Genomic DNA, 20954 nt, shown 5'->3' with positions numbered 1-20954 from the left:
CCCACGGCATGAAACTGATCGAACCCATCGTCGCGTGGCGCCAGGATATCGCCGCCATACGCCGCGACATACACGCGCACCCCGAACTGGCATTCGAGGAATTCCGCACCGCCGACGTGGTGGCGGCCAGGCTGCAGGAATGGGGCATCGAGGTCGACCGCGGCCTGGGCGGCACGGGGGTGGTCGGCATCATCCGCGGCACGCGCGAAGGCGCGCGGGCGGTCGGCCTGCGCGCCGACATGGACGCCTTGCCCATGCAGGAAGCCAACACTTTCGAGCACGCCAGCCGCAATCCGGGCAAGATGCACGCGTGCGGCCACGATGGCCATACCGCCATGCTGCTGGCCGCGGCGCGCTTCCTGTCGCAGCAGCGCGATTTCGCCGGCACCGTGTACGTGATCTTCCAACCGGCCGAGGAAGGCGGCGGCGGCGCCAAGCGCATGATCGACGATGGCCTGTTCACCCGCTTCCCCATGGAAGCGGTATTCGGCATGCATAACTGGCCGGGCATGAAAGTCGGCCAGTTCGGCCTGACCGCCGGGCCCATCATGGCCTCGAGCAACGAGTTCGCGATCCACATCAAGGGCAAGGGCACGCACGCCGGCATGCCGCACCTGGGCGTCGATCCGGTCATGGCGGCGGTGCAGCTGGCGCAATCGCTGCAGACCATCGTCACGCGCAACCGCAACCCGCTCGACGCCGCCGTGCTCAGCATCACCCAGATCCACACCGGCAGCGCCGACAACGTGGTGCCCAACGAGGCCGTCATGCGCGGCACGGTGCGCACCTTCACGCTGGAAACGCTCGACCTGATCGAGCGCCGCATGGGCGAAATCACGCGCCTGACCTGTGCCGCCCTCGATTGCGAGGGCGAGCTGGAATTCCGGCGCAACTATCCGCCCACCATCAACCACCCCGCCGAATCGGCGTTCTGCGCCGGCGTCATGCGCGGCATCGTGGGCGCGGAGAACGTCAACGACCACGTCCAGCCCACCATGGGCGCGGAGGACTTCGCCTTCATGCTGCAGGACAAGCCCGGCTGCTACGTCTGGATCGGCAACGGATCGGGCGACCACCGCGACGCCGGCCATGGCGCCGGCCCCTGCATGCTGCACAACGGCAGCTACGACTTCAACGACGAACTGTTGCCGCTGGGCGCCACCTACTGGGTAGAGCTGGCGCGCCAGTGGCTGGCGCGCCCCTGAGCCGGCCAGGCCCCTAGGGCAGCGCCAGGCAGGCGTCCAGGAAGCGCTGGGTGGCGCGCGCCGCGGCGCTGGCGTGCGGCGCCAGGATGCTGAGCGTGCGCGTCAGCGGCCGCGGCAGCAGCCGCAGCGTCGCCAGCGAGCCGTCTTCGTGCCGCACCGACATGATGGAGACGAAGCCCACGCCCAGGCCGGCGCGCACCGCCTGCTTGACCCCTTCCACGCCCGCCAGCTCCAGCCCCACGGCCGGCGCCAGCCCCGCGCTGGCGAAGGCGCGCTCGACCAGCCCGCGCACGCCCGAACCCGGCTCGCGCGTGACCTGGGGCCAGGCCGCCAGGTCGCGCAGCGTGGCCGCGCCGTTGCCCGCCAGCGTGTGGTCGGAGCGCACGATCGCCACCACCTCGTCCTGGCGCCAGGGGTGCACCACCGTATCGGCGGGCAGGCCGGCCGGCACTTCGCCTTCGATGAAAGCCAGGTCCAGGGACGGCAGCCGCTCGACGATCTGGCGCGTATTGCCGTCCGACAGATGCACGCCGACGGCCGGGTAGCGGGCCCGGAAGGCGGCCACCAGGCCGGGCAGCAGGTAGCTGGCCGGCGTGGTGCTGGCGCCCAGGCGCAACGAACCGGTTTCCAGGCCGCGCCAGGCGTCGCGCAGCGCGCCGGCCTGGCTGTATACCTGGCGCAGTTGGCGCGCGTGCTCGGCCAGCCGCTCGCCGGCCGCGGTCAGGACGATGCCATGGCCGCTGCGCCGATACAACGGCTCGCCGAACCAGTCCTGCAACATGCGCAACTGGCCGGACACCGCCGGCTGCGACAGGTGCAGCAGTTCGGCGGCGCGGCTGATATTGCCGGCATCGGCCACGCTGGCGAAGGTAAGCAATTGCTCCGGTGTCATGCCGATATCGTAATTCCTGATGATAGATATTAAAAATAAAGATTTTTCAGATAATAGTCCGGGTCGTAATATTTCTGCCAGTTATTTAGTTATCGCTGACGGCGCTATGACCACCACTACCTCTACCCTGCCCTTGCCCACCCCGTGGCGCGACAAGCTCAATGGCATCCTGTTCGTCGCCCTGATGGCGGCGGCCGTGGTGCAACTGGCCGACCTGCCGTTCATCCGGCAATTCGGCTTCTCGCCCCTGGTGGTCGGCATCGTCTGTGGCATGCTGTATGGCAATTTCCTGCGCGGCACCATGCCGGCCGATTGGGGCGCCGGCGTGCACTTCACGGCGCGCCGCCTGCTGCGCATCGCCGTCGCCTTCTACGGCCTGAACATCAGCATCCAGCAAATCGCCGCGGTAGGACTGCCCGGCCTGGCGGTGTCGGTCGGCGTGGTCGCCTCCACCCTGCTCATCGGCACGGTGGCCGGCCAGCGGCTGCTCGGCCTGGACCGCGACACCGCCATGCTGACGGCCGCCGGCAGCGCGATCTGCGGCGCCGCCGCCGTGCTGGCCTTCGAGCCGACCCTGCGCGCCGCCCCTCACAAGAGCGCGGTGGCGGTCGCCACCGTCGTCCTGTTCGGCACGCTCTCGATGTTCCTCTACCCGGTGATCTACCACGCCGGCTGGCTGCCCTTCGACACCCAGGCGCTGGGCATCTATATCGGCGGCACCGTGCACGAGGTTGCCCAGGTGGTCGGCGCGGCCAGCAACATCGATCCGGCCACGACCGAGGTCGCCACCATCGTCAAGATGACGCGCGTCGCCTTGCTGGTGCCCGTCCTGCTGGTGCTGGGCTTCTGGCTGCGCGCCAGCGCCGCCGCCGGCGCCGACGGCAAATCCCACGCCAAGCTGCCGGTGCCGTGGTTCGCGATCGGCTTCCTGGTCCTGGCCATCGTCAACTCCCTCGACATCCTGCCGTCCGACCTGGTCACCGCCATCCGCAAGCTGGATGTGTTCGTCCTGACCATGGCCATGACGGCGCTGGGAATCGAAACCCGCTTCGCCCAGATCCGCAAGGCCGGACCGCGCGTCATGGCGCTGGGACTGGTCCTGTACGCTTGGCTGGTGTTCGGCGGCTACGGAATCGTGAAGCTGGCGACCTGAGCCGCGCGCTTAGGACACGTTTTTCCTGCATAATCGGCCGGGTCCCTTCAGGAGCCGGCCCGCATGACCAACCCACCCAAATCCCCCTTCACCAGCCTGCCCAGCGGCCGCGAGCCGGTCCTGCGCGTCATGCCCATGCCCGCCGATGCCAATATCCATGGCGACGTGTTCGGCGGCTGGATCATGGCGCAGGTGGATATCGCCGGCTCGATCCCTGCCGCCCGGCGCGCCGCCGGACGCGTGGCCACCGTGGCCGTCAACGCATTCCAGTTCAAGCAACCGGTATTCGTCGGCGACCTGCTCAGTTTCTATACCTCCATCACGCGCACCGGCACGACCTCGGTCACGGTGTCGGTCGAAGTGTATGCTGAACGCCAGCGCCTGGACGCCGAAGTCGTGAAGGTCACCGAAGCGGTGCTCACCTACGTCGCCACCGACGAAGCCCGGCGCAGCCGCCCGCTGCCCACCCTTTGAGTCCTGTTGCATGACGCAGTCCTCCGCCACGCCCAAGCCGCCCGCGACGCCCCGCCGGCTCGACCCCGAAGACGCCCAGCACGCACTGGCCGAGGTCCAGGAGTGCCTGCGCCGGCAACATCTGGTCGAAGACCTGGTCCATCGCCAGGAACAGGGCGACGACAAGGCCCACCTGGTGGAAGACCTGGTGCACCGCCAGCATGAGGCGGAGCTGGCGACCCTGATCAACGGGCTGCACCCGGCCGACATTGCCTTCATCCTGGAATCGCTGCCCAAGGACGAACGCCAGACGGTGTGGCGGCTGGTCAGTACCGAGCACGATGCCGATGTCCTGATCGAAGTCGAAGACTGGGTGCGCGAATCGCTGATCGAGGCGATGGACCGCCAGGACCTGGTCGCCGCCACCGGCAGCATGGACGCCGACGAGCTGGCCGACCTGGCGCCCGATCTGCCGCCCGACGTGGTAGCCGAAGTCCAGAAGGGCCTGACCGAGGAAGAGCGTGCCCAGCTGCTCGAGGCCATGGGCTACCCCGAGGACAGCGTCGGCGCCATCATGGACTTCGAAATGGTCCGGGTGCGCGAGGACGTGTCGCTGGAGGTGGTGTTGCGCTACCTGCGCCGCCTGCACGAACTGCCCGACCACACCGACCAGATTTTCGTGGTCGACCGCCAGGACAAGCTGCAAGGCGTCCTGCCGATCGCCACGCTGCTGGTCAGCGAGCCCGATACCGAAGTGCGCGCGGTCATGAACTCGGATTTCCTGACCCTGGGCCCGCTGGATTCCGACGCCGACGCCGCCAGCGCGTTCGAACGCTACGACCTGGTCTCGGCCCCGGTCACCGACGAACAGGGCCGGCTGATCGGCCGCGTCACCATTGCCGACGTGGTGGACGTGATCCAGGAAGACTCGCAGGAGCAGGCGCTGTCGCGCGCCGGTCTGCAGGAAGAAGACATCTTCGCGCCCGTGCTCATGGCCTTGCGCAACCGCGCCCCCTGGCTGCTGTTCAACCTCTGTACCGCGGCCACCGCCTCGTTCGTGGCTTCGCGCTTCGAGGATACCGTCAGCCACATCGTGATCCTGGCGTTTCTCATGTCCATCGTGGCGGGTATCGGCGGCAACTCCGGCAACCAGACCATGACCATGATCATCCGCGCGCTGGCCGTCGGCCGCATCACCGGCCGCAACCTCTGGCAACTGGTCAAGCGCGAAATGCTGGTCACGCTGCTGGTGGGATTGTGCGGCAGCCTGGTGGCCGCCCTGTTCGCCTGGGCCATTTCCGATTCGCTGTCCATCGCCGTCGTCATGATGGCCGCGATGATCTGCAACATGCTGGTCGGCGCCTCGGTAGGCGTCATGGTGCCCATGTTGCGCGCGCGCTTCGGCAAGGACCCGGCCATCGGCTCGTCGGTGCTGCTGACCTTCGCCACCGACTCGCTCGGCTTTTTCATTTTCCTCGGGCTGGCCACGATCTTCCTACTGTAGCTCCGCATTCCAGGTAGGCCATTTCCCTTGACAGCTCCCTGAAAGGCTATATGTTGCGCCATCGGTTAAGGTGTCGGTTTGCACTTTTTCCCGTTAGCGCAGCATATGACCCAGTATTTTCGGGCCCTGGCTTTCTTTCTTTTGCTGGTGCCGGCAACGGCCATGGCCTGTGACGGCTGGCCTTCCTGGGCGCGTGGCGCCTGCCAGCGCGTGGACCAGATATGGAATGAGGGCGGCAACGACCTCTACCTGACCGGCTACTCGTGGCACAACCGGGCCATGTACAGCAGCGACAAGATCCGCAGCTTCAACGAGCTGGCCTGGGGCGGCGGACTGGGCAAGAGCATCTACGACGAGGACGGCGACTGGCAAGGGCTGTACGCCATGGCGTTTCTCGATTCGCACAGCGACATCGAACCGATAGCCGGCTATGGTTTCCAGAAAATCGGCCGCATCGGCGCCGATACCCGCCTGGGCATCGGCTACACCGTCTTCCTGACTTCGCGCTCCGACATCATGAGCCGGGTGCCGTTTCCCGGCATCCTGCCGCTGGTCTCTGCCGGCTACAGGGATGCCACCCTCTACGCCACGTATATCCCGGGCGGCAAGGGCAACGGCAACGTGCTGTTCATGTTTGGCCGCTGGGAGTTCTAAGGCTGCGCCAGCCTGTCGACCAGCGCCCCCAGGCGCCAATCGACAATGCCATGCTCGTTGAGCGCCCGATGGGTTTCCCGCACGTAATCCAGGCATGCGCCCGAACGCCCCACCGCCTGGCGTACGGCGCGTATCAGGAGCTCGTCGCTGAGCGCGCCCGCGTAGTGCCGGCAACGCCGGTCCGGCACGAAGGCCAGCCCGCGCACCGGCGCCTGCCCGGTATGGCAGCGTAGCCAGCGCGGCTTGTATGCCCCGCCGCTCATTTCGCGATGCCATAGCGCCTGGAAGACCTCGGGCACGTCGCGCCCGGCCACCCGGAACGCCACGCCCCGGCAGCATCCGCCACGGTCCAGGCCGAACACCAGGCCCGGATTGTCGGGCGAGCCGCGATGATCGTGCGACCACAGGCACAGCGAGCGATGGTACCCGCGCACCGTCGCCAGCCGGCGCTCCTGCCAGGCGAAGTCGGGTCGCCAGATCAGCGATCCATACGCAAATACCCAGACGTCCTCGCCGCCGTTCCACTGCGCCAGCAGGTCGCGCGCCGAACCGGCCAGCGGGCCGGCCCCTGCGTCCGCCGCGGCGGCGGACTCCCGCAATGACATAACCAAAACCACCTCTGCCTGTGCGCCGGCACGCGCTGCGCGAGCCGGATAGCGAGCTATGCTACGCCGGCGCCGAAGAAATTACCTTGCGAGATGACGGGCCTGGCATGCCCCGCCAGGCAAAACCCGTTCACGGCGCACGCCCGCGGCGAAAAATTTTTGCACGCGCTCGGCGCCCCCCTCTACACAGCGTCCAGCGGCAGTTCCGTGGTGCTCTTGATGACTTCCATCGAAAAGCTGGCGCTGACGTCCAGCAAGTCGACCGCTTCGATGAGACGCCGGTAGAACCGGTCGTACGCCGCCATGTCCTCGACCACGACCTTGAGCAGGTAGTCGATATCCCCCGCCATGCGGTAGAACTCCACCACATTGGGCAGCGACATGACCGCGTTGATCAGGTTGTCGGTCCATTTGGCATTGTGCTGGTTGGTCTTGATGGACACGAAGACGGTCAGGTTCAGCCCCAGCGCCTTGGGGTCGAGCAGCACCGCGTTGCGCGCGATCACGCCGTCGTCCTTCAGCTTCTGGATGCGGCGCCAGCATGGCGTCACCGACAGGTTCACCTGCTCGGCGATCTCGGCCACCGAGCAGGTGGCGTCTTTCTGCAGCAGGCGCAGAATCTTGATATCGGTTTGATCCACGGGAACCCCCAAATAGCGTCAGGTGTAGCGGTCGGCGGTCAAGCCATCCAGGTCAATCTGCGGCGTGCGGCCGGCAACGATGTCTGCGACGATCCTGCCGGTACCGCAGGCTTGTGTCCAGCCATTCGAGCCATGGCCGCAGTTCAGGTAGAGATTGGCGTAGCGGGTCGGCCCCAGTATGGCCGGGCCGTCCGGCGTCATGGGCCGCAGGCCGGCCCATGCCTGCGCCGCGTCGTAATCGGCGCCTTGCGGAAACCACTCGCGCACCACGCGCTTGAGAAACGCCACGCGGCCTGGGTCGATCGCCAGGCCGTACCCTTTCAGTTCGGCCATGCCGGCCGCGCGCAGACGCGGGCCCAGCCGGGAAATCATCACCTTGTTGTATTCGTCCATGATGGCCGTCCGCGGCGCGCGCGCCTCGTCGGCGATCGGCGCGGTGATCGAGTAACCCTTGACCGGGTAAATGGGCAGCTTCAAGCCCAGCGGCCGCAGCAGGAAAGGTGTGCTGCCGCCCAGGGCGATCACATAGGCGTCGGCCTGCAGCAATCCCTGGTCGGTGTGCACGCCCGCGATCGCCCCGCCGGCTTGCGCCAGGCTCGCCACGGTACAGCCGTAACGGAACGCCACGCCCTGGCCGGCCAGCCAGGCGCCCATGCCGCAAACGAATTTGTAGCAATCCCCGGAGCCATCGAGCGGCAGGAACAGGCCGCCCGCCACCGGCGCGCCGGCGCCGGCCAGCGCCGGCTCGCGTGCGGCGGCCTCGGCGCCGCTCAAGAACTGCCATGGCACCTCGAACTCGTCGAGCGCACGCGTGATATTGGGCACGGCCTTCAGGTCGGCCTCGCCGCGAAACAGCTGTAGCGTGCCATCCTGGTGGAAGTCGAACGAAATCGGCAGCCCGGCTGCGGCGATCTCGCGCAGGCAGGCCTGGCTGTAGTGCGCCACGCGCTGCATGCGCAGCTTGTTGACACGAAAGCGCTCGGCGGAGCACTCGCCCAGCCAGCGTGCCAGCCATGCCAGCTTGCGCGGCCGCGGCGCCAGCGAGAAGCGGATCGGCGCATTGCGCTGCAACGCCATGCGCAGCACCTTGGCCACCATGCCGGGCGCGGCCCACGGCCCGGCGAAGCTGGGGCACAGCCCGCCGGCGTTGCCGAAACTGGTTTCGCGCGCCGGGCCGGCCTGGCGCTCGACCACGGTCACGGCATGGCCATCGCGCCACAGGTAGTAGGCTGCGGTCATGCCGGCCACGCCCGCCCCCAGGACCAATACACGCATCAATGGCTTCCTTGTGTGAGAGGCCGCGTGGCCGCCCTTTTCGATAAGGGGCGCATTATGCCGCAGCGCCCGCGCCGCGCGTGCGCGTCAATAGGTGCCTGGATAGCCCCCGCCGTCGATCAGAATATTCTGACCGGTCATGTAGCCGGTATGCATCGAACATATGTAGGCGCACAACGCGCCCAGTTCCTCGGGCTGGCCGTAGCGGCCGGCCGGATTGGCACGGCCGCGCTCTTCCCACAGTTTCTCGAACGGCTGGCCCGACTGCTCCACCAGGCCCTGGATGTGGCGCACCTGGGCATCGGTCGCGAAGGCGCCGGGCAGCAGGTTGTTGATGGTGACGTTATGGCGCACGGTCTGCCGCGCCAGGCCCGCGACGAACCCGATCAATCCGGAGCGCGCGCCATTGGACAGGCCCAGCTCCGCGTGCGGCGCCTTGACGCTGCGCGAGACGATATTGACGATGCGGCCGAAGCCGCGCTGCGTCATGCCATCGACCACCCGGCGGATCATGTCGATGGGTCCCAGCATCATCGCGTCCAATGCGCTGATCCAGTCATCGCGGCTCCAGTCGCGGAAGTCGCCCGGCAAGGGGCCGTCGGCATTGTTGATCAGGATGTCGGGCGCCGGACAGGCCGCCAGCGCGGCCTCGCGACCCTCGGCGCGGGTCAGGTCGGCGGCCACCCAGCCCACGCCGATGCCGGCTTCGCGGGTGATCTGCGCCGCGGCCTGCTCCAGCGTTTGCGCCGTGCGCGCCGCCAGCGTCACCTTGACTCCTTCCAGCGCCAGTTGGCGGGCACAGGCCCGTCCCATTCCACGGCTGCCGCCGAACACCAGCGCCGTCCTGCCTGCGATACCCAGATCCATGCCGACTCCTGATGAAATATTTTTCTAATCCGTCCCCTGCCGGCCTGCCATTTGGCAAACCCATTCCGGAACGTAGCCCCTAGGATAGGAAGACTGTCAGCATTCGTCCATCCCATGCGCACGCCACCGCTTGTATCCGTCCCTATTTCACCCAGCCTGCAGAATTTGTGCGCCTCGGTGCAGTCCGCGCAACTGAACGCGGCGCAGGCCTTGCTGCGTGAACTGGCCGCCAGCGTGGCCGGCGCGAACGGCGCGCTGGCCGACCTGCCGCCCGAGCTGCGCGCCGGGCATCCCGATCACTACAGCCGGCACGTCGCCTACGCCGACCCGCACGGCAGCTTCACCATTGCCTACCTGATCTGGCGTCCGGGACAGTTCAGCCCGGTGCACGGCCACAAGACCTGGTGCACCTACCGGGTCCTGCAGGGCGAGCTCACCGAATCCCATTACCGCTGGGACCCCGAACTCGGGCTGGCCCTGCGCACCGGCGCCGTGGCGCGCCGCCCGGGCGACATCGTCACCGCCACCCCCGGCCTGGCGCAGATCCACCGGCTGGGCAACGCCGGCGACGAGGTTGCCATTTCCCTGCACATCTATGGCGTGGCCCAGAGCGATATCGCCACCGGCGTCAACCACGTCGTGCAGGAAGCCGCGCCACGCCCGCACTAGGCGCCGCCGTCAGTTCTCGAGGCTGATGTTGTTGGCCTTGATGAACGAATCCCAACGCTCGTACTCGCTGCGCACGTACTGTTCCAGCGCCGGACCGTCCGAGGCGACGATTTCGAAGCCCGCCTCGTTCAGCTTGCGGCTCACCTCGGGGTCGGCCAGCACCGTCTGGAACGCCGCGGTCAGCTTGCGCACCGTATCGGCGGGCGTGCCGGCCGGCGCGAACATGCCGCTCCAGGAGTAGGCGACAAAACCGGGAAAGCCCGATTCGATCACCGTGGGCACCTCGGGCAAGTCGCTCAGGCGCTTGTCGCCGGCCACCGCCAGCGGCTTTATCTTGCCGGCCTGGATCTGGCCGCGCAACGCCGCGTAACTCAGCCAGGTCATGTTCGCCTGCCCGCCCACGACCGCCTGCACCGCCGGCCCCGCCCCGCCGTAGGGTACGTGCAGCAGTTCGACCTTGGCGCGCCGCTTCAGCTCTTCGGGCGCCAGGTGATTCAGCGAGCCCACGCCCGTGGAGGCGTAATTGAAGGTGTTGGCCGGCCGCTTGCGGGCGGCGTCCAGGAACTCGGCCAGCGTCTTGCCCGGCACCGACGGATTGGCCCCCACCACCAGCGGGAACCGCACGGTCTGGCTGATCGCCACGAAGTCCTTGAAGGTGTCGTAGGGCAGCTTGGGCTTGACCGCCGGGTTGATCGCATGATTGTCGAAGCTGACCAGCAGGGTGTTGCCGTCCGGCTCGGCACGCGCCACGTACGCGGTGGCGATCTGGCTTGCCGCGCCGACCTTGTTCTCGACCACGACCGCGCGCCCGCCCAACTCCTTGGACAGGCGCGGCTGCATGATGCGCGCCAGGATATCGGTGCTGCCGCCCGGCGGATACGGGACGACCAGCACGAGCGGCCGTTCGTCGGCGTGCGCGGGCGCGCAGGCTGCGCCCAACAGGGCCAACGCGCACAGGCTGGCCGCAAAACCCTTCAGTATTCGAGGTTTCATAGATTTTCTGCCCCATAAGGTCAGTGAAAACGGCCTGCCGGCCATCCATGGATCACGCATGCGGATCGCCGGCCGCCTTGCGCGGCCTCGGCCCGACCCAGGCCATGCTCAGCCACTATGATGCGCCATCGGCGTGCGCCGCGCATGCGCCGGCGCAAAGCCGGCGGCATGCGTGCCGCTCAGACGCCGGTATCCAGCGTGTAATGCGCGCCGTCGCGGTTTTCCAAGGTCAGCGTGCGCAGCCGCGGCGTGGCGCAGGCCGGATCCTGCCGCACCCGCAGCCGCAGGTTGCCCAGGGGTACGTCCCAGCCGCCGGCGACGGCCTCGGCCGGCACGTCCACCACCGCTGCCAGGCGCTGCGCCACGGCCTGCGCGTCGGCGGCGTCCGCCTCGATGCTGACGATGCCGCGGGCGCCGTTCGGGTGGGACAGGAGTTCATCGTTCCAGACCAGCTCGGGCGTGAGATGGCGGCAGAAGTACATCCGGATTCCCGGGATGGGCTGCTCGGCGAAACGCACGGTATGGAAGCGCGCCTGGACCTCGCGGCCCTGCCACTGCGCCGCGCGCGTCAGTTCCTGCACGGGATTGACGGCGAAACCTGCCTCGAGCAGGCGCCGGTACGTCGCCTCGGCGTCGTAGGTGCGAAACACCAGGGCCTCCAGGCCCAGCGGCGAGTCGGCGATTTCCTTGCGCGCCGGCGGCGCGCCGGGCGGCCAGCCCAGCAACTCGACGTAGGTGCCTTCCAGCACGATCAGGCGATTGCACGACCCCAGGTTGTGCACCGCCTTCTCGCTGAGGTGAAAGCCCTGGCGCTCGAAATGCGGCGCCAGCGCATCCAGCCGGTCGCGCACCATGACCACGGCATGGTCGAATTCGGTGCGGCCGACGGCATGCAGCATGGCGTTCTCCGGTGCGTCAGGCCAACTGGCCGTGGCAATGCTTGTACTTCTTGCCGCTGCCGCACGGGCAGGGTTCGTTGCGGCCGACCTTGGGCAGCACATTGCGCACCGGCTGCGCGCCCTGCGGCTGGCCATCGTTGGCCAGCGCCTCGTCGTAGTCGGAGTGGTGGTACTGCACGTTCTGCACGTGGGGTTGCGCCGCATCGGCCTCGGCCTGCTCGACCTGCTCGGCCGACTGCACCCGCACCGTCATCAGCACCCGCACCACGTCGTCGCGGATACGGTCCAACATGCCCGAGAACAGCTCGAAAGCCTCGCGCTTGTATTCCTGCTTGGGGTTCTTCTGGGCGTAGCCGCGCAGGTGGATGCCCTGGCGCAGATAGTCCAGCGCAGACAGGTGCTCGCGCCAATGCGTATCGATCGACTGGAGCATGATCGAGCGCTCGAACTGCGCCCACGACTCGGCCCCGACCTGCTCCACCTTGGCCGTGTAGATCTGGCGCGCGGCCGCCACCACTCGCTCGAGCAGTTCCTCGTCGGTCAGGTTGGGCTCCTGCTCCAGCATATCGGTCAGCGGCAGCTGGATGTGCCAGTCGCCCGCCAGCGCCTTTTCCAGCCCGGCGACGTCCCATTGCTCCTCGACCGATTCCTCGGGGATGAAGCCACGGAACATTTCGGCCACGGCGGCATCGCGCAGGCCCTCGACGGTCGCGCCGATGGAAGCGGCTTCCAGCACCTCGTTGCGCTGCGAATACAGTACCTTGCGCTGGTCGTTGGCCACGTCGTCGTATTCGAGCAGCTGCTTGCGGATGTCGAAGTTGCGGCCCTCGACCTTGCGCTGGGCAGTCTCGATCGAACGGGTCACCATGCCGGCCTCGATGGGCTCGCCCTCGGGCAGCTTGAGGCGCTCCATGATGGCACGCACGCGGTCGCCGGCGAAGATGCGCATCAGCGGGTCTTCGAGCGACAGGTAGAAGCGCGACGAGCCCGGGTCGCCCTGGCGCCCCGCGCGGCCGCGCAGCTGGTTGTCGATACGGCGCGACTCATGGCGCTCGGTGCCGATGATGCGCAGGCCGCCGGCCTGCTTGACGCGCTCGTTGAGCGGTTTCCACTCGGCACGCAGCGTTTCGATGCGCGCCTCCTTCTCGGCCTCGCTCAGCGCCTCGTTGGCGTGGATCAGGTCGACCTGCTTGTCGACGCTGCCGCCCAGCACGATGTCGGTGCCGCGGCCGGCCATGTTGGTGGCGATGGTGATGTGGCCCGGCTTGCCGGCCTCGGCGACGATCTCCGCCTCGCGCGCGTGCTGCTTGGCGTTGAGGACCTCGTGCGGCAGCTTGGCCTGGCGCAGCAGGCCGGCCAGCAGCTCGGAGTTCTCGATGCTGGTGGTGCCCACCAGCACCGGCTGGCCGCGCTCGTGGCAGTCGCGGATGTCGTTGAGGATCGCCTGGTATTTCTCTTGCGTCGTCTTGAAGACCTGGTCGTTCTGGTCCTTGCGGACCATCGGCTTGTTGGTCGGGATGATGACGGTTTCCAGGGTGTAGATCTCCTGGAATTCGTACGCTTCGGTATCGGCGGTCCCGGTCATGCCCGACAGCTTGTCGTACATGCGGAAGTAGTTCTGGAAAGTGATCGAGGCCAGCGTCTGGTTTTCATGCTGGATCTTGACGCCTTCCTTGGCCTCGACGGCCTGGTGCAGCCCATCGGACCAGCGGCGGCCAACCATGAGGCGGCCGGTGAATTCGTCGACGATCACGACCTCGTCGTCCTGCACCACGTACTGCTGGTCGCGGAAGAACAGCGTATGGGCGCGCAATGCCACCATCATGTGGTGCATCAGGGCGATATGGCGCGGGTCGTAGAGCGACTCGCCCTCGGGCAGCAGGCCCACGCGCGTGAGGATCTTCTCGGCGCTCTCGTGGCCGGCCTCGGACATGTAGACTTGCTGGCTCTTCTCGTCGACCCAGTAGTCGCCTTCGGGCTCGGGCTCGTGCGGCTTGGGTTCGGACGCCATGCGCTTGAGCAGCGGCGGCACCGCGTTCATGCGCACGTAGAGTTCGGTGTGGTCCTCGGCCTGGCCGGAGATGATCAGCGGCGTGCGCGCCTCGTCGATCAGGATCGAGTCCACTTCGTCGACGATGGCGTAGAAGAGGCGGCGCTGGCGGCGGTCCTCGACGCGATACTCCATGTTGTCGCGCAGGTAGTCGAAGCCGAATTCGTTATTGGTGCCGTAAGTGATGTCGGCAGCGTAGGCGGCGATCTTCTCGTCGTTGGGCTGCTGCGGCACCACCACGCCGGTCGACATGCCCAGGAAGCGGTACAGCCGCCCCATCCACTCGGCGTCGCGGCGGGCCAGGTAGTCGTTGACCGTCACGACGTGCACACCCTTGCCGGCGATGGCGTTCAGGTAGACCGGCAGCGTGGCCATCAGCGTCTTGCCCTCGCCGGTACGCATTTCGGCGATCTTGCCGTTGTGCAGCGCGATCCCGCCCAGCATCTGGACGTCGAAGTGGCGCATCCCGAACACGCGCTTGCCCGCCTCGCGGACCACCGCGAAGGCTTCCGGCAGCAGGTCGTCCAGCGACGTGCCCTGCTGATGCCGATCGCGAAACTCCTGAGTCTTTGCCGACAATTCCTCATCGGAAAGAGCCGAAATCTTGGGCTCCAGGCTATTAATCTGAGCTACCTGCTTGCGATATTCCTTCAGCAAGCGGTCGTTACGACTACCAATGAGTTTTTTGAGCAGAGAAACCATGCGTGTCGTTGGCGGCACCGGCCGGTTTGCGCCGCAACGGCGGCGGACAGACCCGTGACTGGATTGTTGTTGTCTGGTTGAGCGGGCAAACCCGCCGGGAAACGATCCAGTTTAACGCACCTGGACCGCAACGGCCTGCCGTGCGCACGGCGGCCCCGTCCGGCCTCGCGACGCGCCGTTCAGCGGGTCGCCGAAGCCGCGGGCGCCGTGGCTGGCGCCTGGGCCACGGTGGGCGGCGCCGTCTGCTGGGGCCCCAGGAACAGGCGCGGATCCAGCGGCTGGCCGGCCAGCCGCACCTCGAAATGCAGGTGCGGCCCGGTGGAACGGCCCGACGAGCCCACGCGGGCGATCTCCTGGCCGCGCTCGACCACGTCGCCCGGCTTGACCAGCAGGCGCGAGGCGTGGGCGTAACGTGTGATCAGGCCGTTGCCGTGGTCGATTTCCACGCTGTTGCCGTAGCCGCTCTGGTATTTGGCCACCAGCACCACGCCCCCCGACGCCGCCAGGATGGGCGTGCCGCTGGGCGCCGAGAAATCGAGCCCTTCGTGCATGGCGTAGCGGCCCGTCACCGGGTTGCGGCGCCAGCCATACGATGAACTGAGGTAGGGGTATTCAGTGATGGGCATGGCCGAAGGCAGCAGCGCCTTGTCCGCGGAACGGCGCGTCAGGGCTGCATCCAGCAGCCGCAGGTTGTCGGCCTGCTGCGCCATGCGTACCTGGATCTCGTCGAGCTGCTGCGCCAGGTCGGCGGCCGTGGCCGGCGACGGCGGCTGCCGGTCGGTGAACAGGTCATCCATCACGTGGGTGGCTTCCTCGGGCATGCCCTGCAGCTGGGTGGCCAGTTCCGGGTCGGTATAGGCGACCCCGGCCACCTGGGCCACGCGCCGCCCCAGCCCGTCGATACTGGCCAGCTTGGCCTGCAGCGTGCCGACCTTGGTGGCAAGCATGGTAACGTTCTCACGCACGAACGCCGTATCCCGGTCGGGGCTGACGGCCTGGGCGTAGGCAGGCCAATCGACCGCGTACGCGGCCGGAGCCGACGGGGACATATAGCGTTGCACGGCCGCGCCCACGATGGCGGCGGTCAGCAAGGTGGCGCCCACCAGCAATGCCAGGCGCCCGCCCCCGAGAGTGAAATGCCCTTCCCGCCCGGGCTGGGCATGCATAATCACGATCTTCAAGCTTGCATCCTGTTATTTGAGCCGGCATGGCCAGTCGAAACACATACCGTCCTCCGCGTTCTTCCACCAACCGCCCCGGCGACCGTAGCGCCCTGGGGTGGCTGGGTCATGACATGCGCGGCGCCGGCGTATTGGCCACGGCGCGCAAGCACCTGCAGATACAGCACGCCGTGGCGGCGGTCCTGCCGCCGGCGCTGGGAGCGCTGTGCGTGGTCGCCAAGCTGGAGAACCAGCATCTGCAGTTGGCGGTGCCGGGCCCGGCCCACGCGGCCAAGCTGCGCCAGATGGCGCCGCGCATTGCCCAGACCCTGACAGGTCAAGGTTGGAACGTAAACGAAATCAGCGTCCGGGTGCAAGCCGGCATGCCGCGGCCGGGACAAAAAGCGCCACGCCCGCCCAAGCTGGCCCAGCCCCTGGGCTCGACTGCCCTGGATGCCTTCGAGACGCTGCATCGGGGCTTGCGCCCCGGCCCCCTGGCCGACGCCGTGGCGCGGCTGCTGAAACACCACAAGAACCGCTGACGCGGGGCCGGCCAGCGGCCGGCAAACCGGGGACGCCTGAGCATCCCCACCAAAAAGCCTATGGCCGCTCAGCGCGGCCATAGGGCGAAAACCGATATCGGCAAGGCCTGGTCAGGCCAGCTTCCATTCGTGCCGGAACGCCTGCGGCGCCTCGGCTTGGGATTCATACGTCACCAGCTCCCAGGCATCCTGCTGTTCGAGCAAGGCGCGGGCCAGCTGGTTGTTCAGGGCATGGCCCGATTTGTAGGCAACGTAGCGCGCCACCAGCGGCTTGCCCAGCAGATACAGGTCGCCGATGGCGTCCAGGATCTTGTGCTTCACGAATTCGTCATCGTAGCGCAGGCCGTCGCTGTTGAGCACCCGGAACTCGTCCATGACGATGGCGTTGTCCAGGCTGCCGCCACGCGCAAGGCCCATCGAGCGCAGGGCCTCGACCTCGTTGACGAAGCCGAAGGTGCGCGCGCGCGCGATTTCGCGCACGTACGAATGGGTGGCGAAATCGATTTCGGCGAAATTGGCCGTGGAATCGATGGCCGGATGGCGGAAGTCGATCGAGAACGCCAGCGCGAAACCCTCGTGCGGCTCCAGGCGGGCCCATTTTTCGTTGCGGCCCTCGCCTTCGCGCACCTCGATGGGCTTCAACACGCGGATGAAGCGCTTGGGCGCATTCTGCTCGACGATGCCGGCCGAACGCAGCAGGTACACGAACGTGGCCGCGCTGCCATCCATGATGGGAACTTCTTCGGCCGTCAGGTCGACATGCAGGTTGTCGATGCCCAGGCCGGCCAGTGCCGACATCAGGTGCTCGACGGTGGAAACGCGCACGTTGCCCTGCTGCAGCACCGACGCCATGCGCGTGTCGCCCACGCCGATGGCCGAGGCCGGCAGGTCCACGACCTGGGGCAGGTCGACGCGGTGGAAGACAATGCCGGTATTCGCCTCGGCCGGACGCAGGGTGAGTTCGACCCGGCGACCCGAATGGACGCCCACGCCTATCGTGCGTACGAGATTTTGAATACTGCGCTGTCGGAACATGACGACTCTATTATTCTTGCGAAAGCCGGAAATCTACCAATAGACACCGGCATAACCGGGCTATTGTAACCTCCAGGGAACAATGCTGCCAGCCAAGTCCATTGCCAATAAATAATGCGTCCCTTTTATTGGCGGACAGGCGGACCGCTCCGACTCCGGCCCGCCGGGGAAAGGGCGGGCCGGAGTTGAGGGAGTTAGAGCCGTAGGACGGCTCTTTGGTTCACTACGTCAATCGGCTTGCTTGCGCAGGAAGGCCGGAATGTCGAAGTGGTCCATCCCGGAGCTTTCCAACGCGCGCACCTGGGCCGAAGCCTGGCTGCGCGGGTTGCGCATCACCGACGGCATGTCCAGCCCGCGGTAATCGCCCTGCTGGCCAGCCAGCATGTTGCCCACCGGCATGTTGTCGGTGCCGGTACGCAACGCCTCGCTGGTGTGCTGCACCAGTTGCGGACGGACGGCCTCGCGGCCCAGGCCGGTGGCCACCACGGTCACGCGCAGCTCTTCGCCCATCTGCTCGTCGTAGGCGGTGCCGAAGATCACGGTGGCGTCGTCCGAAGCGTAGCTGCGGATCGTTTCCATGATTTCGCGCGTTTCGCGCATCTTCAGCGTGCGGCTGGCGGTGATGTTGACCAGCACGCCGCGCGCGCCGTTCAGGTCCACGCCTTCGAGCAGCGGGCAGGCGATCGCCTTTTCCGCCGCCACGCGCGCGCGGTCCGCACCGCTGGCCGCGGCCGTGCCCATCATGGCCTGGCCCTGCTCGCCCATGATCGTCTTGACGTCTTCGAAGTCGACGTTGACGTTGCCCTCGACATTGATGATCTCGGCAATGCCCGCGCAAGCGTTGTGCAGGATGTCGTCGGCCGCCTTGAAGCAGTCTTCCTGCGTGGCGTCGTCGTCCATCAGCTCGTAGAGGTTCTCGTTGAGGACCACGATGAGCGAATGCACGTGCTTGCCCAGCTCGCCGATACCGTCTTCGGCCATGCGCAGGCGTTTGTTGCCTTCGAAGGTGAACGGCTTGGTGACCACGCCGACGGTCAGGATGCCCAGCTCCTTGGCCACTTCCGCGACCACGGGGCCGGCGCCCGTGCCGGTGCCGCCACCCATGCCCGCGGTGATGAACACCATGTGCGCGCCGTTGAGCGCCGCGCGAATCTCCTCGCGCGCCGTCTCGGCCGAAGCACGGCCCTGCTCGGGCTTGGCGCCCGCGCCCAGGCCGGTGCGGCCCAGGCGGATCTGCACCGGCGCATTGGTAGCCGCCAGCGCCTGCGCGTCGGTATTGGCGCAAATGAAGTCCACGCCGCTGACACCGCTGCGAATCATATGCGCGACGGCGTTGCCGCCCGCGCCCCCAACACCAACGACCTTGATTACGGTCCCCTTGGCGTTGTTCTCAAGCATCTCAAAGTTCATCATGATGACTCCCTCACAAGTCCGAATTGCAAATCACAAAAATTCCCCAACAACCTATCTTTTGTGAATCGCCTCAAAGCCGAAGCCGACCGTGGTCCGCAACGGGTTTGAGACGCCTCCCCTTTCCGGTCCGCCCGGCAATACCGCCGCCGCGCGCACCGAGGAACAGGCCCCGACCTGTCCCTTCCTGATCAGTTCATGAACCATTCCTTCATGCGCGCCAGCAGGGTCTTGAAGTTGCCGGTCTGCGCCGCCACCTTGCGGCCGCGCAGACGCTGCATGCGCGCTTCCTGCAGCAAGCCCATCACCGTCGAGAAGCGCGGGTTGCGCATCACGTCGGCCAGGCTGCCTTCATATTCGGGTACCGCCACGCGCACCGGCTTGAGGAACACGTCCTCGGCCAGTTCGATCATGCCGGGCATCTGCGCCGAACCGCCGGTGAGCACCACGCCCGAGGCCAGCAGGTCCTCGTAGCCGGAGTCGCGCACCACCTGCTGGATCAGCGTGAACAATTCCTCGACGCGCGGCTCGATCACCGCCCCCAGGGCCTGGCGCTTGACCTGGCGCGGGCCGCGATCGCCCAGGCCCGGCACTTCGACCGCCTCGTCGGGACGCGCCAGCACTTGCTTGGCCACGCCGTAGCGCAGCTTGATTTCCTCGGCATCGGGCGTGGGCGTGCGCAGCATCGCCGCGATGTCGTTGGTGATCTGGTCGCCCGCGATCGGGATCACGGCCGTGTGGCGGATCGCGCCGCCGGTGAAGATGGCGACGTCGGTGGTGCCGCCGCCGATATCGACCAGCACCACGCCCAGCTCCTTCTCGTCGGCGGTCAGGCACGCCAGGCTGGAGGCCAGGGGCTGCAGGATCAGATCCTGCACTTCCAGGCCGCAGCGGCGCACGCACTTGACGATGTTCTGCGCGGCGCTGACCGCGCCCGTGACGATGTGCACGCGCACTTCCAGGCGCAGGCCGCTCATGCCGATGGGCTCGCGGATGTCTTCCTGGCCGTCGACGATGAACTCCTGCGTCAGCACGTGCAGCACCTGCTGGTCGGTGGGAATGTTCACCGCCTTGGCGGTTTCGATCACGCGGGCGACGTCGGTGGCGGTGACTTCCTTGTCCTTGACGGCCACCATGCCGCTGGAATTGAAGCTGCGGATATGGCTGCCGGCGATGCCGGCGTACACGTCGCGGATCTTGCAGTCGGCCATCAGCTCGGCCTCTTCGAGGGCGCGCTGGATGGAGTTGACCGTGGTTTCGATATTGACGACCACGCCCTTGCGCATGCCGCGCGATTCATGCTGGCCCAGGCCCAGCACTTCGAAGCGCCCTTCGGGCAAGATCTCGGCCACGACAGCCACCACCTTGCTGGTGCCGATATCGAGGGCGACGATAAGGTCCTTGATGTCACGGGTCATGGCGTTAGCGTTTCTTGGCAGGTTTCGATTTGGAATGTGATGCATGCTCGGGCGGCAGCGGCGCCAGCGCCAGGGCAAATCCGGTTGGGTAGCGCAGGTCGGCCTGCGTCACCGTGCGTCCTTCGAGCCGGCTGCTGACCACCGGCCAGGCCTGCACGAAGCGCTGAATGCGCGCGGCGAACGGCAAGGCGCCGGGCAGGCCGTGCGGATCGGGCGCATCGGCGCCCGGATCGCGGCCCAGGTCCAGCTTCATGCCGTTGGACAGCGTCACGGCCCACGCATAGCGCGGGTTGAGCACCAGCTCGCGCACATGCATGTCCAGCGGCGCGAACCAGCGCGCCAGCTCGGCGTAGCGCTGCACCACCAGGCTCTCCGTGCCTTCCGGCCCGGTGAAGTGCGGCAGCACCATGTCGTCGGCCAGCTCGCCCGTGTTGGCGGTGAACGCTTCGCCCCAGGTGTTGATCATCTGGTTCTCGTTCCACAGCGCCAGCGGCTGCTGCTCCTCGACGCGCACGCGCAAGGTATTGGGCCAGATGCGCCGCACCGTGGCATGGCGCACCCAGGGCACCGACTCGAACGCCTCGCGGGCTTCGTCCAGGTCGACGGTAAAGAAATTGCCCCCGAAGCGCCCCGCGATCGCCGCGCGCACGGCGCCGGTCGAGACATAGTGCATCTCGGTCTCGGGCATGGACTCGATCTCGATGGCCGCCAACGTGAAATAGGGACGCTGCGCCACCCACGCCACGCCGGCCAACAGCATGGCGGCTACCGCCAGCACGGCCAGTGTGTTGGCGATCAGGTTGATGGTGCGAGCGTCGTTCCACACA

Annotated in this window: 20 protein-coding genes; 7 read left to right on the top strand and 13 right to left on the bottom strand. The window is 67.2% G+C overall.

Features of this window, described 5'->3' with window-relative positions; genetic code table 11:
• Positions 1-8: 8 nt before the first annotated feature.
• The gene (locus tag EL288_RS04130) at positions 9-1205 is read left to right on the top strand and encodes a M20 aminoacylase family protein (protein ID WP_010929218.1); all 1197 of its coding nucleotides are present in this window, start codon (positions 9-11) and stop codon (positions 1203-1205) included.
• Positions 1206-1218: 13 nt separating this feature from the next.
• Here EL288_RS04130 and EL288_RS04125 read toward each other — a convergent pair whose 3' ends face one another.
• Positions 1219-2097, bottom strand: a complete 879-nt coding sequence (locus EL288_RS04125; RefSeq protein WP_003814552.1) for a LysR family transcriptional regulator — start codon at positions 2095-2097, stop codon at positions 1219-1221.
• Positions 2098-2203: 106 nt separating this feature from the next.
• On the opposite strand from EL288_RS04125, the gene EL288_RS04120 reads away from it, so the two are divergent.
• From EL288_RS04120 to pagP, 4 genes are all read left to right on the top strand, one after another.
• Positions 2204-3250 (top strand): YeiH family protein, encoded by a 1047-nt coding sequence (locus EL288_RS04120; protein WP_010929220.1) that lies wholly within the window; start codon positions 2204-2206, stop codon positions 3248-3250.
• 63 nt (positions 3251-3313) lie between these two features.
• On the top strand, positions 3314-3724 hold the full coding sequence (locus EL288_RS04115; protein ID WP_003814554.1) for an acyl-CoA thioesterase: 411 nt from the start codon (positions 3314-3316) through the stop codon (positions 3722-3724).
• Positions 3725-3734: 10 nt separating this feature from the next.
• Positions 3735-5207 (top strand): magnesium transporter, encoded by a 1473-nt coding sequence (gene mgtE, locus EL288_RS04110; protein ID WP_003814555.1) that lies wholly within the window; start codon positions 3735-3737, stop codon positions 5205-5207.
• A gap of 105 nt (positions 5208-5312) precedes the next feature.
• Positions 5313-5861 (top strand): lipid IV(A) palmitoyltransferase PagP, encoded by a 549-nt coding sequence (gene pagP / locus EL288_RS04105; RefSeq protein ID WP_003814556.1) that lies wholly within the window; start codon positions 5313-5315, stop codon positions 5859-5861.
• Here pagP and EL288_RS04100 read toward each other — a convergent pair.
• From EL288_RS04100 to EL288_RS04085, 4 genes are all read right to left on the bottom strand, one after another.
• Positions 5858-6466 carry a gamma-glutamylcyclotransferase gene (locus tag EL288_RS04100; RefSeq protein ID WP_003814557.1) on the bottom strand — a complete coding sequence of 203 codons (609 nt, stop codon included), beginning with the start codon at positions 6464-6466 and terminating at the stop codon, positions 5858-5860. The genes pagP and EL288_RS04100 overlap by 4 nt on opposite strands.
• A 182-nt stretch (positions 6467-6648) precedes the next feature.
• Positions 6649-7107 carry an Lrp/AsnC family transcriptional regulator gene (locus tag EL288_RS04095; RefSeq protein WP_023852720.1) on the bottom strand — a complete coding sequence of 153 codons (459 nt, stop codon included), beginning with the start codon at positions 7105-7107 and terminating at the stop codon, positions 6649-6651.
• A gap of 18 nt (positions 7108-7125) precedes the next feature.
• Entirely contained in the window at positions 7126-8385 is a 1260-nt protein-coding gene (locus EL288_RS04090) for a D-amino acid dehydrogenase (RefSeq protein WP_003814559.1), read from the bottom strand.
• An 84-nt stretch (positions 8386-8469) separates the two neighbouring features.
• Positions 8470-9249 (bottom strand): SDR family oxidoreductase, encoded by a 780-nt coding sequence (locus EL288_RS04085; RefSeq protein WP_003814560.1) that lies wholly within the window; start codon positions 9247-9249, stop codon positions 8470-8472.
• 114 nt (positions 9250-9363) lie between these two features.
• Here EL288_RS04085 and EL288_RS04080 point away from each other — a divergent pair, with 114 nt between their 5' ends.
• A complete protein-coding gene (locus EL288_RS04080; protein ID WP_003814561.1) occupies positions 9364-9918 on the top strand; it encodes a cysteine dioxygenase family protein in 555 nt (184 codons plus the stop codon).
• Positions 9919-9927: 9 nt separating this feature from the next.
• Here the strand turns inward: EL288_RS04080 and EL288_RS04075 are convergent, their stop codons facing one another.
• From EL288_RS04075 to EL288_RS04060, 4 genes are all read right to left on the bottom strand, one after another.
• Positions 9928-10911 carry a tripartite tricarboxylate transporter substrate binding protein gene (locus tag EL288_RS04075; RefSeq protein ID WP_003814562.1) on the bottom strand — a complete coding sequence of 328 codons (984 nt, stop codon included), beginning with the start codon at positions 10909-10911 and terminating at the stop codon, positions 9928-9930.
• Positions 10912-11090: 179 nt separating this feature from the next.
• The gene (locus EL288_RS04070; RefSeq protein ID WP_003814563.1) at positions 11091-11810 is read right to left on the bottom strand and encodes a VOC family protein; all 720 of its coding nucleotides are present in this window, start codon (positions 11808-11810) and stop codon (positions 11091-11093) included.
• Positions 11811-11826: 16 nt separating this feature from the next.
• Positions 11827-14562: a preprotein translocase subunit SecA gene (gene secA / locus EL288_RS04065; RefSeq protein ID WP_033459045.1), complete on the bottom strand. Its 2736-nt coding sequence runs from the start codon at positions 14560-14562 to the stop codon at positions 11827-11829.
• A gap of 179 nt (positions 14563-14741) precedes the next feature.
• Complete coding sequence (locus EL288_RS04060) at positions 14742-15728, bottom strand: M23 family metallopeptidase (RefSeq protein WP_003814565.1); 987 nt, start codon at positions 15726-15728, stop codon at positions 14742-14744.
• Positions 15729-15856: 128 nt separating this feature from the next.
• Here EL288_RS04060 and EL288_RS04055 point away from each other — a divergent pair, with 128 nt between their 5' ends.
• Entirely contained in the window at positions 15857-16264 is a 408-nt protein-coding gene (locus EL288_RS04055; RefSeq protein WP_010931255.1) for a flagellar hook-length control protein FliK, read from the top strand.
• Between the two features lie 111 nt (positions 16265-16375).
• On the opposite strand, the gene lpxC is transcribed toward EL288_RS04055, so the two are convergent.
• The 4 genes from lpxC to EL288_RS04035 all read right to left on the bottom strand — a co-directional run bounded on the left by lpxC (position 16376) and on the right by EL288_RS04035 (position 20953).
• Positions 16376-17299, bottom strand: coding sequence for a UDP-3-O-acyl-N-acetylglucosamine deacetylase (gene lpxC / locus EL288_RS04050; RefSeq protein WP_003814567.1), 924 nt, complete (start codon positions 17297-17299; stop codon positions 16376-16378).
• Positions 17300-17527: 228 nt separating this feature from the next.
• Positions 17528-18712, bottom strand: coding sequence for a cell division protein FtsZ (gene ftsZ, locus EL288_RS04045; RefSeq protein ID WP_003814568.1), 1185 nt, complete (start codon positions 18710-18712; stop codon positions 17528-17530).
• 188 nt (positions 18713-18900) lie between these two features.
• Positions 18901-20127 (bottom strand): cell division protein FtsA, encoded by a 1227-nt coding sequence (ftsA, locus tag EL288_RS04040; RefSeq protein WP_003814569.1) that lies wholly within the window; start codon positions 20125-20127, stop codon positions 18901-18903.
• A gap of 4 nt (positions 20128-20131) precedes the next feature.
• Positions 20132-20953 carry a cell division protein FtsQ/DivIB gene (locus EL288_RS04035; protein ID WP_003814570.1) on the bottom strand — a complete coding sequence of 274 codons (822 nt, stop codon included), beginning with the start codon at positions 20951-20953 and terminating at the stop codon, positions 20132-20134.
• Between the last annotated feature and the right edge of the window lies 1 nt (position 20954).

The organism is Bordetella bronchiseptica (genome assembly GCF_900636925.1).
GTDB lineage: Bacteria > Pseudomonadota > Gammaproteobacteria > Burkholderiales > Burkholderiaceae_B > Bordetella > Bordetella pertussis.
Note: the sequence above shows the minus strand (reverse complement) of the source record. Positions and strands in the feature narration are given on the sequence as shown.